Here is a 12,446-nt window from a genome sequence, read left to right as displayed (position 1 = left end):
AAAGTGAATGAGTATGATGACTCAATCACTTAAATAGAATTATTCAATAACATCTTTAAATTTTGGTTTTCTTTTTTCGTTAAATGCGTTTACCCCTTCATTCCGATCTTCATTGCTGGCCAGCCTTGCATAAAGTTGTAGCGCATAATCTACCCCCTCGCCAAGTGGCATATCCAACCCCTTCGTAAAGGCCTTCTTCGCACTTCTCACGGCAAGTGGTGAATTAGCTGCAATTTTTTTAGCTTGACCAATTGCGTAATCCATAATCTCCTCTTTTGGTGCCACTTTGTTAACCATTCCATAATGTAGGGCATCATCTGAAGAAATGAAATCACCCGTCAACAGTAGCTCTAATGCAACAGCCCTAGGTAAAAATCGGCCGATTGTCTGTGTACCTCCAACTCCGGGTATAATTCCCAACTTTACTTCAGGGAGACCAAACTTTGCTGACGGTACTGCATAAATAAAATCCCCATTTAAGGCTAGTTCACACCCACCCCCTAATGCAAAACCATTTACCACGGACAAAACAGGTCTTTTATTTTCTCTAATTCTCCGATACATTTCTTGGAAAATACGATGTTGGCCAAACCACTGTTCTTCGGTCATGCCTTTTCGTTCTTTTAAATCACCACCTGCACAAAAGGATTTGTCTCCTTCAGCTGTAATAACGATTACCCTAACTTCTTTGTTCTTTTCAATTTCATCCAAAGCCTCAATAAAGTTTAGGGCTAATTCTGTATTCAGTGCGTTCATAGAACCTGGACGGTTTATTTTTAATAGGGAGATCTGTCCACCTCCCAATCGTTCATGAATAAGTACACTCATGTAAGCGCCTCCTATTATTATTATTTTATTCCACCTTTATATTAAACTAAATTTTAAAATTTTAAAATAGTCTGTTCTTTTATTATCTCTTCACTTATACTTTAAGTATCGGAAGGTTGACTAGAAGGAGGATGTTAAAGTGAGTACAGAAATACAATCCTATCCAAAGATTTTTATTGGTGGTGAATGGGTTCAGCCACATTCAGGTCGTCTCATCAAATCTATCAATCCGGTGACCGAAGAAGTTTGGGCTGAAGTGGCTGAAGCAGACGAAATAGATATTGATATTGCAGTAAAAGCTGCTAGAGAAGCATTTTATGGTCCATGGAGAAGATGGACAGCTACCGAAAGAGGGGCATCCTTACGAAAAATGGGAGATATATTGCTGGAGAATGCAGAAAGATTAGCTTTTTTGGAAACGAATGATAATGGGAAGCCTTACCGTGATACACTAGGGGAAATTAAACGGTCGGCTGAGTGGTTTTATTATTATGCCGGTGCAGCGGATAAAATCCAAGGAGAAACCATTCCAAATAATCCGGATTCTTTAGCATACACTCGCCGGGAACCTGTTGGCGTAGTAGGTGCAATTACCCCGTGGAATTCCCCTATTAGTATGTATAGTTGGAAAATTGCACCAGCTTTAGCAGCGGGCAATACAATTGTGATTAAGCCTGCTGAATTGACCCCGGTAACGTCAATGGAAATCGCACGTTTAAGTCAAGATGCTGGTTTTCCGCCTGGTGTCATTAATGTTGTTCCTGGCTATGGAAAGGTGGCTGGAAGTAGCTTGGCTAAACATCCTTTAGTCAATAAAATTGCCTTCACTGGTGAATATTCAACCGCTCAAAGTATTATGAAAGACGCAGCTGTTAATTTAAAGCGGGTCTCGTTTGAGTGCGGAGGGAAAGCCCCTCATATTATTTTTGATGATGCAGATTTAGATAAGGCATTAACAGTTGCCCTTCATTCTGCCTTTAGATCAACTGGACAATCCTGCTCGTTAGGATCACGTTTATTCGTACAAAGGAACATTTATAAGGAGTTTGTTAAGAAATTAATAAATAGAGTAAGGCAAATAAGAGTGGGTATGCCCTTAGATAAAGATACACATATTGGACCACATACTTCGAAAGCCCAATTAGATAAAACCCTTCAGTATATTGAAATAGGAAAAGAAGAAGGGGCTCACTTAGCTGTGGGCGGAAAACAACCTGAAGAATTTACTCGTGGATATTTCGTCGAGCCTACTGTTTTTACAGAAGTTGATAATCAATCACGTTTGGCTCAAGAGGAAATATTTGGACCTGTTCTTGCGATAATACCATTTGACACAGATGAAGATGTGCTGCAAATGGCGAATAACGTACAATACGGACTAGTCGCTGGACTTTGGACAAAAGATATTAAACGTGCACATAAATTCGCCGCAGACCTTGAAGCAGGTTTTATCTCAATTAATACCTATCGTCCAATTCATTGGACCTTACCTTATGGCGGGTATAAATTAAGTGGTTACGGGAGAGAAAACGGTTTAGAAGCTTTACATGCGTATACAGAAGTTAAAACTGTTGTGGTTAATTTGTCTGATGAGTTGCCGAGTGATCCGTTTAAATGATAAACAATGTTTATCGATTATATAAAGCACTCAATAAACTAGAGAAAATCCGGAGCAAATCATCGTTACAAACCGATGTAATCAAGATCGTTTAAACGAATTAAATAAAAAATATGGTATTGAAGCAGTAACGAAAGAAAACTTGGACTTTTCAACTATAGATGTTTTTATTTTAGCAATGAAACCGAAAGATATAGATGGGGTATTGGAAGACCTGCGCGGAAGAATCACAGCCAATCAGTTACTCATTTCTGTTTTGGCTGGTATCTCTACTTCTTATATGGAAGAGAATTTAAACGATAGACAGCAAGTGATCCGCGTGATGCCGAATACTTCTAGCATGATTCAAGAATCAGCAACAGCCGTTTCACCTGGTAGACATGTAGCTATGGATCAAGTGTTGCTAGCTAAGGAACTGATGAAAAGCATTGGGGAAGCATATATTATTGATGACGAAAAGATAATTGGAATCCACCCAAAAACTGCACGCGTACGCGTGGGACTGCTTTCTTACGAATAAAAATATGATGAAATTGGAACAGACAGATTAGATAATAGCTGTTGTTTCATATCCCTAGTTATTGCCTGCTATTAGGCAGTGACTAGGTTTTTTTAGTTTTGGAAGATTTAGGACATCATACGGTGTTACACTAGTTGAATCCAAAAAAAGTAACAGAACCATCCACATACTTCGACTACTAGCAAAAATAAAAACTGCCAAGAAAATTAATCGCACAAACCTTACAGCAAAAAACCATTCCTCTTCAACATATTAAAATATAGGTTATTCAAAAGTATGTTCAATAAAGTCATCTCCAATTGTGCTGTTTATTATTTCTTTTATCCTATTACTCCTCTTAACTCTCTAACCACACGGGATATAGGCAATCCTACAACATTATAATAATCACCATGGATGCTCCTCACAAGTACTGCACCTTCACTTTGTATACCATATCCACCAGCTTTATCAAAAGGATCACGCGTGGAAATATAGCTCATGATATCTTCGTCTGATAAAGTCCAGAATTCTACCGATGTCTTCTCCGTAAAAAATATCTCCTCTGCATTGGCCCGGATCGCAACACCCGTATACACCTCATGTACTTGACCGCTTAAGGTTGAAAGCATGGTATAGGCATCTTTATCATCTTCTGGCTTTCCAAATATCTGGTTTTGATAGGAAACAACCGTGTCAGCTGTTACTATAACCTCACCCTTGTCCATAATCTCGGTATTTCTCGCTTTAAGCAAAGCCAGTTGCTCAACTTTTTCACGTGGGTCACTTGCTTTTACTATGGATTCATCTGTATCCTGCTTACGTACAGTAAAATTCATGTTAACCTGCCTTAACAAAGCTTGCCTCCTTGGCGATGATGAAGCCAATATGAGTTGATGTGACATATATAATAACCTCCATGGTTTGTTTATCTTATTATAGGGGCTTATTAACATCGACATTAAACGACGAATACCGGTAAGTGGACCTACTTATTACAGATCCCGCAATTTCTCATCCATTTCCTCGACAGCCTGGCTATCATTAGCCTGCTTAAATACTGCAAGGGCATTCTGATACTGACTCACTGCTTTGTCATTATCACCGGATTGCTTAAAAATATCTCCAAGACCTCGGTAAACACTGCCAATAACAACCAAATCATCTGTTTGCTTTGCATGGCGCAGCGATTCTTCCATCATATGTGCTGCTTCCATTAGCTTGTTTTGGACCTGATATATCATTCCACTTTCATATAAATTAACTGCGAGACCTAAATGAAAATCAGGAAAATGGGCATGGTAGATGTCATGTTCATCCGCAAAATGGAGCAATGCCTGATCATGGTTTCCAGACTTACGCTGAACGATCCCAAGCTGATGATAACTAATGCCCTCCTCTTCTTTATTTCCTTTTTTTCTAGCCATGTGTAATAGCTTCATATAAATTTCGGTTGCTTCTTGAAAATTTTCTAATTCATTTTTTACAAACCCGAGTCCATGTAGGGCTTGTTTATATAGCTTTGACTCACTATCCTCCAGCCTGTCCAAGCATTCCAAATAAAGAATCTCAGCCTGCTTGAAGTTCCCCTTGTTTAGAAACGCAAACGCTCTTTTTAATTTTCCCTCCATATTTCTCACACCCTTTTAGCAAATAATCGTTTTATGAATAACATATAATAACATATATATTATAAATCTAATTTGCCACCTATTCCATTATAGAGAGGGAATCTGAAGCAATGACAAATAGTAATGTATTCCAAAACTTAAGTCAAGAAAGTATGTCTCTTGATCAAGTATTTCATAATATTGTTCGGTATATGAAGCAGGATGTCATCGGGAATTACCGCTTGATATTCGGAACTGACTCACAAGTCCATACAGATCATACCCTTTTCATTACAGGAATTGTCATCCACCGTGAGCGAAAAGGGGCATGGGCTTGCATACGTAAAGTAAAAGTACCAAGAAAAATGACTAACCTTCATGAGCGGATATCGTATGAGACAACTTTAACAGAAGAAGTAGTATCCTTGTTTTCAGAGGAAATGAAACAACAACTTATTGATATTGTGTTGCCCCACATTTATAAGGGTGCGTCCTTTACCATCGAAGGGCATATCGATATCGGTTCTGGCAGTAGAAATAAAACCCGAGTGTTTGTGAACGAAATGGTTTCACGAATGGAATCGTTAGGACTAGAGCCGAAAATTAAACCCGATGCTGTTGTAGCCAGTAGTTATGCCAATCGGTATACGAAGTAAATCTTTAGGGAAGCGTGGGGGCGGTTCTTCCTTTAACCTATGTCGCGCGGGGTGTTCTTAAAGTCGATCGTCATCACGGAAAAGTGGCGCAACCTACACGTTAACTAGCTCGTGATGATGAAAAATTGGCTCGACCTGCGTTTATACTCGCGCGTCATCATAATATTTTCGCACAAAATACTAGAAAACCATCTCGCACTTACTTCATTGTCGCTCGGTACACCTGTCAACTCGTTCACCATCACGAAAAAGTCGTCCGGTACACCCTTAAAGTAGCGCACACACCCAGCTATCAAAGCCACCCACAACCCTGATAAGCAGAAAGAACTTCAGCGAACTTGAGTTCCTTTAATTATAAAAAGTCTTATCTGCTTTTGTACGGAGTAAAGCGGGAGAATTCTTGTCCTGCTTCCCGCGACTTCCAAATGAAGCAATAGAACAGCCCCCGCGCTTCCGACTGTTAGTATTTTAAAGCGATCCTGTCCCTGTTTCTCCCTCTTGTTGAATTTTCTCGAATCTTCCAACATAAGGGATAAAGACATTGATCGTTACCCCGCTCAAAAAGGTAATCAATAAAGTTCCAATACCGATTAAGCCATTAAAAATAAATGCAAGAATAACCAACACTAGGAAAAGTAGCGCTCGGGAAATGATTACATTTAACCCTGTTAACTTTGTCACTGCTAGCATCGTACCATCAAATGGAACTGATGCAAGTTTTGCCTGTAGATATGTTGCAATCCCAAACCCGTTGACGACCAAACCCAGCGAAAAACAAGCAATTTGACCTGCTAAGGTTTTAGGCTGAACCCATCCGTCGAGTGCCAGCACCCAGAAATCAATGCAGATTCCAATCATCAATGCCGTAAGTATTCCTAAATATTCGGGACGGGATCGCAGCAAAATTGCGTTTAATGCGCCAAGAATAACTTCCCAGCTTCCTATTGTAAGTCCAATCGTTCTGTGTAAACCGACCAGAAGTGCATCAAACGGTGAAACACCAAGCCCTGATTGGAGTGTTAGAACTATGCCAAGCGTAAAAATCATAATACCTATTGCATAAAGGATTAATTTATTCTGTGTCAACGTCATGGAATCATCTCCATATCAATAGAGAACAATTACCCTAACATAACACAGTAAAAAATGCCCTTCCAATTTCCCGTTTGACAGGGGAAGCATGGGGGGTTCTTGTACTTCCTGCTTTTTCCAAACTTAATGAAGGTCGATAATTCTTCACACTACACTAGCCTCTGATTAAATCAAATGTTTAATTAGGACATAAATGCAAATTTAGCAGTGGAATCACCACCTCGATTCCCTCAGATAAAAGAAGGCTTGGTCACAAATAACGTCTAACCTTCTTGATATATATTAGGTTATCTCGCATCCGTACCAGATGTCGCGCGGGGGACGCTTAAAGTTGCTCGTCATCATCATTTTATCGCGCACGATACTAGAAAACTTACTCGTACTTAGTTAATTGTCGCTCGGTACACGCTCAAAGTCGCGCGCACATCCAGCTATGTAAGCCACTCACAATCCAGACAAGACGGAAGAACTTCAGCGAACTGGAGTTCTTTTTATTATAACTTAAATAGACGTGTATCCGCAGTAGGGATTGTCGCGTGGGGTGTGGGGAGATGGTCCTGTGCATCCTTTAATTCCAAATTCGGTGGATTTAAGATTCTTTTTAAAAAGTGTCAACACTTTCACTTATTTTTGATTAAAACAATCGCTTTATTAGGATATCTAAATGCAAATGGAGCAACACTTCATCCCTTCACCAACTCAGGAAATGGACCTGATTTCACTTATTTCAAATACTTAAAATCCTAAGACAAATAGAGGTTAAACAATAAAGTATATTTAGATGGAGAAGCATGGGATGGTTCTATTTTCCAAATTGGATGGTTTGAGGGCTCTTTCAAAAGCATATCAATAAACCGGTTACAAATTGTATAGTTAAAGTAAGTTGTAAGCAACCCTTTGTTAGGATTGTAAAAGAGCGACACATTTAATAGGGAATGTATTACTCGTAATCTGAATAGTCATAGAAAGAATTTATTAACTTGGGGCGTAAAACGTTAAAAATCTGACTATAAACCTGTCCCTATGACCTAAAATCACATAAAAATACCTCCATTCCAGTAGATGGGTATGGAGGTATTTTTGCTTTAAATTTGGGATTATAGTATACAGGAAGGTTATTTATATTGCTCAGATTCCTCAGAAAGTTGTAGAAGCTTTTCATCATGTTGGACTATTTTACCTAATAAAAAATTAGTGGTTTTCTGTGTTTCTGTTAAATCCATACGTATACCATCAACTTTTGTCTCTAATCGATCGAAACGCTTGTCCATTTCCTCAAACTTTCGTTCAAACTTCTTATCCATTTCCTCAAACTTTTGCTCAAATTTCTGGTCCATTTGGTCAAACTTTTGCTCAAACTTCTTGTCCATTTGACCAAATTTATTATTGACCTGCTCTGAATGGGACGTTAAGGCATTTAATATTTCCTTCAGCATTGTCTCATTTTCCATAGTTTCATTCACCTCCTCGTAAACAGTATAAATGATCTTGATTAGATTGAAAAGATATAGTTAGAGGAGCCAGCACTGAAGAGTAAATTTCTTAAAGAACCGTCTCTATGCTTTTGCAATCCCTTCTCGTATAGTGTGAAAATGCCCTAACGATATGACCAAAACCAATCTTGATACAACTCTATCAGTGAAAAATTAGCATGTTCTTCGTTTACCCCAATATCGGCTAAGGGGATTATCGCCTTTTTTCCCTTGTGACTGCATTCCACTAAAATCCCATAAAATTCATGAATCCTTACTTCCTGATCCAATCGAATACAATTCACATCATATTCTGCAAAAGCTAGCGGTCCTACCTCCTCTTCAAATGAGCCTTAGAAAACTTGGCATTCGCCAAGCCTTTATGGCGAATGCCATAGTTGCACTTATGCAGTAAGAAAGTATTTATACTTTCTTACCTGCCAAAAAAGGAAACTTCAAATGATGATGTAAATAATTATAGAATGCCAGTAACCTTTTATCTGTCACTTCCAACCAATCAAATAAATCACTTTCGTTATATTTTTTCTCTTTTTCCAGTTTCAAAATGCCTAATATTTGTGCCACTTCTAATTCCCAATCATCAGGGATAATCTCCACATTCTCTGTCTTCAATTCCTGTACCATGCCTTTTGGAACCAGAAGGCCATTAGCCATTTCCATGTGATTAAACGAATTACGCTGATCAACCGATTCTATTGTAAAATCCTCGTCAAAATAAGACATGTTGAAAATATCTCTGATCTTTTTTGATTTTTGCGAGGTAGTACTTTGTTTCGTATCGAAAAACTGACAAATATCAGCTACAGAAACATATGGCTGAGTGGCCTTGTCAAATAAGAAGTTGATGGTGCCCAGTGCATGAATCACTTCTGCACCCCAAATTTCAATTCTGCCTGTAACAAAAGGGACATCTCTTTTTCTAGCCATTTTTTTAATCAGTTTTTCAATAACTTCATTGTAATCCCATTTAGATACTGCTGGCTAAAATCTAACGTTAACCAGATCAATTCTGATTTCCTTTTTTCTATCTTTTCCTTCGTGTTCGTCATGGTACACATCCTTTCTTTCATTTACATCCTAAGCCGATGTACAAATCTTATTAAGGAATGTCACCAAATCTTAGTTCTCGGCACTCTTCACATCTTTTAGGATGAACAAATCCTTTTTGTTTATAAAACTGTTGCTCGCCCACTGTGAAAGTGAATCGATCACCGCACTTCCAGCATTTTAACAGAATATCCTGAGGCGCGGAACCTTGCAACGCATCCTTGATTGAATCTTTTCTCTTTATTTCAGCTTGCTGATCATCAATTGACTCATTTGCTTCCAAAGAATTGATTGTCGCTCGAATCTCAGCTTTTACTTTTTTGTAATCAATTTTTTCCCATTCTTTTAAATAAGGTATGTACTTCCTGTTGCCTGTTTCTCTAACCTTCTCAAGAAGTAAAAATATCATGGGCCTATTGCGATCTTTCAAATAGCTCATGTCTATAGATGACCGCCCCTTTTCCAGCCATTGATCCCATTCCCTTAAAAATTCATCCACGCGCTGATCACGCTCAATCTCCCAGCCCCGCTCCGTAAAAATAATCATCGGTAATTTCCCGTTGTATTGAATATCCAGAAAGTCATAGTCAATCATCCAGTCAATTTTATCTATGACCTCCGCTAACTTATATGATTTGAAATAACCGTATACTGGGCACAAATTCAACTCCAGTTGTAAAATTTTTTTCTCACGCGAACCCTTTAAAATTTTAGCAAGTAGCGTTCGTCCCGCTTCCGCAATAATATCATCTGCTGCTCGCAAAATGGCAAGAATTTCTGCTTCTGATAACTGATTTTGGTTCTTTCTCATTAAAATGGCAGCTCCTCGTCTGGAAAATCCTCATCCAATATATCATGCGTCTTCCTTTCTGCTCGATCTATGATGGAGTTACTTTTTTCAGAGGTAAGTACCTTGCCAAACTTTTTTTCATATAGGTCACGTACCCAAACCTTTACGGGTGATTTCCATTGTTGATTAGGTGAAGGAATGTTTTTTAGTAAGCTTTTCGGTGTCATGCTAAGCTCTTTCGCCATTTGAATATCATTCTGATTCAAGCGACAACGTTTTTTAGCCTCTGCCCAGGTGGAATTTTTCTTGCCTTTACCCATTGGTACCAGTTCCTTTCTAGTATTATATGATCGCCTATGAAAATTAAAATTATAACGATAAGCTGTTTAACAGTATCTCTATTACCCTATTATTATAATAATGGAACAAATATCTTTCAACTAAGATCGATAACTTTCAGGGGGGTGATAGGTACTAAGCCTTTTGCCGAGGGAGTTTCACTGCTAGTCGAGCGACTTTCGTTGATTTATTGCGCGTCCCAAGGCTCCTTATCCAATAGACGAATTTCTACGGAAGCAGAAATTCCACCTTTGTTAACGAAACGGGAGAAATTCCCATCTCGTCCTCACAAGCATCCCAAAAAAACTGCTAGAACTAACTTCACACATTAGTCCTAGCAATCTATTCGACAAATACCTCCAAAATTCGAGAAGTGACAGGCACCTAGCCAAAAAGATTGAATCTTAGGGGACGCACTACCTCTTGCGACTTCATTTTTCTAGGGTAATCAAAAATTTTGCGGGTGAGTAATTACATATAACAAGAAAAAGGCACCACGAGCAGAATAAATCCTCTCGTTGTGCCTTTTTTCGCGCAAAACTTCCGATTGTCCCCTGTTAGAATTGCTCCCACTAAATACAGCAACGCTTATATTTCTTCCCACTTCCACATGGGCATGGATCGTTACGTCCAACCTTCTGATTTACAACAGGAAGATTTGGCCCCATTTGAATAAAAAGATCCGATATGCTATTGGAAGGTGCATTTTCGGGGATCGTATTCCCCATATTTTTTAGTTGATTACATGTAAAATAACCCAACTGATTTAGTTCAATAGAAACAATTTCATAATAGTTTTCGTATTTTCTTTCTTTTAATTCATATTCCAAATGAAATAATCCAAAGTATTCCATGATGGGAAGGATGTGCTTGATAAACTCATCCGATGCATCAAGTAATCCCCCCATAAATGTTTGATTAATTAGCAATATACCAAGCTGATCCTCACTAAGAATGATTTTTTCCCCAACCGGAAATTGTGAAAGGACATCCGCCAAATTGGAACGTCTTGCCTGAGTAACTTCAATTCGCCCCCCTACATTGGATGGTTGGATTTCATGCCAGGAAAGTTGGTTCCATAACCCGCCAATCATTAAAACAAATTTTTCCTCATGGGATAATTCTTGATAATGTTTAAGAAGCTCAGTCGGTATGATTTTATTCCCAGTAATCCGGAATAGTTTTAACTGTATACCCAGCAAATAGAAATAATGATATAGTCCGATATCCTCTTGGTTTAGCGTCGGCTTACTAAATAGCTGAAGATTCAGCAACTCATCCAATTGTTTCCAGAAGTTTCGTGTAATATTTTGCCTCATACTTGTGAGTTTCACGTTCTTTTCACTTTGAATCTTTTTAAGGAAAGAAGAAAAGGCTATGACTGCAGTTGGGGCCTCCACGTTCTTCTCTTTTAGTAATTGGACAAAGTTAGTATCAATATCTAGCTTTTCTTCGTCCGCCAAACTATATACGTCCTCTATTTCTTCAAGGTATTGGTATAGATCATTGTTAAAATACCACTCTTCCAAATCACTCGATGAAAAATAAGTGTCAAAGCGATGCAAAAAGAATTGCTTCTGTTTACATACCATTTTAATTTCATCAAAAACTTTTTTATTTATATATTCATTTTCATACGCATACTTTGCAAACTTTTTAAATAAAGTTAGGTAAGGCGCAATGTCACTGTGTTTGCTATTTAATACTTTACGAATATAATAGTCTCCCAGAAAGTCTATGATATAGTCGGCGTGTATTTCTTGTAATTTCACATCTTGATGATACAAAAACTCTGCAAAGAGCTCCAAACGCCCCGTGTGATGATTAATGGTCTCCATTTTTAGCCCTTGGTTTTCATATAAGTCAGCAGCAAATGCATCCAACGTACATTTAAGTTTTTCAAAATAATTCTTTTCAAATTCTTCATCAACCAACAATTCATCCAGATTCATTCTTATCCCTCCAAACATTGTCGCTTTTCTATTATTTTATCATACTAGCATGTGAAGCATGGGGACGGTTCTTGTACTTCCTGGAATTTCCAAATACAACCGGGTCAATTCCCTCGGTTCCCTAAAAAACAGTTCTCTACATCCAGAACGTAAAGAATTGAACTATATCAGTCTGATAATGTTCAAAATAAAAAATTAACGTGCTTCAGACATCTGACAAATAAATTTTATAAGTGGTGTTTTTTTAGAATAATAAAGCTGTCAAGTCCAAAAGAGAATCCATCAAGTTATCAGCTTTTTTATCCACTCTAAACCAACACTCAAATCCAACTTTCAGGGGGGGTGACAGGTACTAAGCCTTTTGCCGAGCAAGTTTCACTGCTAGTCGAGCGAATTTCGTTGATTTATTGCGCGTCCCAAGGCTCCTAATCCAATAGACGAATTTCTACGGAAGCAGAAATTCCACCTTTGTTAACGAAACGGGAGAAATTCCCATCTCGTCCTCACAAGCATCCCAAAAAA

The 12,446-nt window shown here is 38.3% G+C and carries 12 protein-coding genes and 1 pseudogene; 3 read left to right on the top strand and 10 right to left on the bottom strand.

Translation table 11 applies throughout. The features are described 5' to 3' along the window. Positions 1 to 39 precede the first annotated feature (39 nt). Positions 40 to 828, bottom strand: a complete 789-nt coding sequence (locus ACFQ3N_RS02660; protein WP_390359282.1) for an enoyl-CoA hydratase/isomerase family protein — start codon at positions 826 to 828, stop codon at positions 40 to 42. Between the two features lie 139 nt (positions 829 to 967). On the opposite strand from ACFQ3N_RS02660, the gene ACFQ3N_RS02655 reads away from it, so the two are divergent. Continuing rightward, positions 968 to 2,446 carry an aldehyde dehydrogenase gene (locus ACFQ3N_RS02655; protein ID WP_390359281.1) on the top strand — a complete coding sequence of 493 codons (1,479 nt, stop codon included), beginning with the start codon at positions 968 to 970 and terminating at the stop codon, positions 2,444 to 2,446. A 55-nt stretch (positions 2,447 to 2,501) separates the two neighbouring features. Further along, positions 2,502 to 2,966: pseudogene (locus ACFQ3N_RS02650) on the top strand (pyrroline-5-carboxylate reductase family protein); the annotation flags it as partial. A gap of 320 nt (positions 2,967 to 3,286) precedes the next feature. Here the strand turns inward: ACFQ3N_RS02650 and ACFQ3N_RS02645 are convergent. Both ACFQ3N_RS02645 and ACFQ3N_RS02640 read right to left on the bottom strand, forming a co-directional pair. After that, on the bottom strand, positions 3,287 to 3,850 hold the full coding sequence (locus ACFQ3N_RS02645; RefSeq protein WP_390359279.1) for a Maf family protein: 564 nt from the start codon (positions 3,848 to 3,850) through the stop codon (positions 3,287 to 3,289). 90 nt (positions 3,851 to 3,940) lie between these two features. Then, the gene (locus ACFQ3N_RS02640; protein WP_390359277.1) at positions 3,941 to 4,576 is read right to left on the bottom strand and encodes a tetratricopeptide repeat protein; all 636 of its coding nucleotides are present in this window, start codon (positions 4,574 to 4,576) and stop codon (positions 3,941 to 3,943) included. A 110-nt stretch (positions 4,577 to 4,686) separates the two neighbouring features. Between ACFQ3N_RS02640 and ACFQ3N_RS02635 the strand changes: the two genes are divergently transcribed. Continuing rightward, a complete protein-coding gene (locus ACFQ3N_RS02635) occupies positions 4,687 to 5,211 on the top strand; it encodes a ribonuclease H-like YkuK family protein (RefSeq protein WP_390359275.1) in 525 nt (174 codons plus the stop codon). A gap of 468 nt (positions 5,212 to 5,679) precedes the next feature. On the opposite strand, the gene ACFQ3N_RS02630 is transcribed toward ACFQ3N_RS02635, so the two are convergent. The 7 genes from ACFQ3N_RS02630 to ACFQ3N_RS02600 form a co-directional block, all read right to left on the bottom strand. Next, entirely contained in the window at positions 5,680 to 6,303 is a 624-nt protein-coding gene (locus ACFQ3N_RS02630) for a YczE/YyaS/YitT family protein (RefSeq protein ID WP_390359273.1), read from the bottom strand. Positions 6,304 to 7,418: 1,115 nt separating this feature from the next. After that, positions 7,419 to 7,754 carry a hypothetical protein gene (locus tag ACFQ3N_RS02625; protein WP_390359272.1) on the bottom strand — a complete coding sequence of 112 codons (336 nt, stop codon included), beginning with the start codon at positions 7,752 to 7,754 and terminating at the stop codon, positions 7,419 to 7,421. Between the two features lie 146 nt (positions 7,755 to 7,900). Beyond that, positions 7,901 to 8,080 (bottom strand): hypothetical protein, encoded by a 180-nt coding sequence (locus ACFQ3N_RS02620; protein ID WP_390359270.1) that lies wholly within the window; start codon positions 8,078 to 8,080, stop codon positions 7,901 to 7,903. Between the two features lie 118 nt (positions 8,081 to 8,198). After that, a complete protein-coding gene (locus tag ACFQ3N_RS02615) occupies positions 8,199 to 8,723 on the bottom strand; it encodes a DUF6398 domain-containing protein (RefSeq protein WP_390359268.1) in 525 nt (174 codons plus the stop codon). 172 nt (positions 8,724 to 8,895) lie between these two features. Next, positions 8,896 to 9,654 (bottom strand): RQC-minor-1 family DNA-binding protein, encoded by a 759-nt coding sequence (locus tag ACFQ3N_RS02610; protein ID WP_390359266.1) that lies wholly within the window; start codon positions 9,652 to 9,654, stop codon positions 8,896 to 8,898. Further along, on the bottom strand, positions 9,654 to 9,953 hold the full coding sequence (locus ACFQ3N_RS02605) for a hypothetical protein (RefSeq protein WP_390359264.1): 300 nt from the start codon (positions 9,951 to 9,953) through the stop codon (positions 9,654 to 9,656). The genes ACFQ3N_RS02610 and ACFQ3N_RS02605 overlap by 1 nt, the downstream gene beginning before the upstream one ends. Positions 9,954 to 10,544: 591 nt before the next feature. Continuing rightward, on the bottom strand, positions 10,545 to 11,924 hold the full coding sequence (locus ACFQ3N_RS02600; protein WP_390359262.1) for an SEC-C metal-binding domain-containing protein: 1,380 nt from the start codon (positions 11,922 to 11,924) through the stop codon (positions 10,545 to 10,547). Positions 11,925 to 12,446: the final 522 nt, after the last annotated feature.

It is taken from the genome of Virgibacillus byunsanensis (assembly GCF_042675965.1).
In the GTDB taxonomy this organism is placed as follows: Bacteria; Bacillota; Bacilli; order Bacillales; family Amphibacillaceae; genus Virgibacillus_R; species Virgibacillus_R byunsanensis.
This window is presented reverse-complemented; position numbering and strand designations above follow the sequence as displayed.

Excerpts from the sequence above, each read along its gene's own strand:
- ACFQ3N_RS02660 (WP_390359282.1), bottom strand. The coding sequence starts at position 828 with ATGAGTGTACTTATTCATGAACGATTGGGAGGTGGACAGATCTCCCTA.
- ACFQ3N_RS02645 (WP_390359279.1), bottom strand. The coding sequence starts at position 3,850 with ATGTCACATCAACTCATATTGGCTTCATCATCGCCAAGGAGGCAAGCT.
- ACFQ3N_RS02640 (WP_390359277.1), bottom strand. The coding sequence starts at position 4,576 with ATGGAGGGAAAATTAAAAAGAGCGTTTGCGTTTCTAAACAAGGGGAAC.
- ACFQ3N_RS02635 (WP_390359275.1), top strand. The coding sequence starts at position 4,687 with ATGACAAATAGTAATGTATTCCAAAACTTAAGTCAAGAAAGTATGTCT.
- ACFQ3N_RS02630 (WP_390359273.1), bottom strand. The coding sequence starts at position 6,303 with ATGACGTTGACACAGAATAAATTAATCCTTTATGCAATAGGTATTATG.
- ACFQ3N_RS02625 (WP_390359272.1), bottom strand. The coding sequence starts at position 7,754 with ATGGAAAATGAGACAATGCTGAAGGAAATATTAAATGCCTTAACGTCC.
- ACFQ3N_RS02615 (WP_390359268.1), bottom strand. The coding sequence starts at position 8,723 with ATGGCTAGAAAAAGAGATGTCCCTTTTGTTACAGGCAGAATTGAAATT.
- ACFQ3N_RS02610 (WP_390359266.1), bottom strand. The coding sequence starts at position 9,654 with ATGAGAAAGAACCAAAATCAGTTATCAGAAGCAGAAATTCTTGCCATT.
- ACFQ3N_RS02605 (WP_390359264.1), bottom strand. The coding sequence starts at position 9,953 with ATGGGTAAAGGCAAGAAAAATTCCACCTGGGCAGAGGCTAAAAAACGT.
- ACFQ3N_RS02600 (WP_390359262.1), bottom strand. The coding sequence starts at position 11,924 with ATGAATCTGGATGAATTGTTGGTTGATGAAGAATTTGAAAAGAATTAT.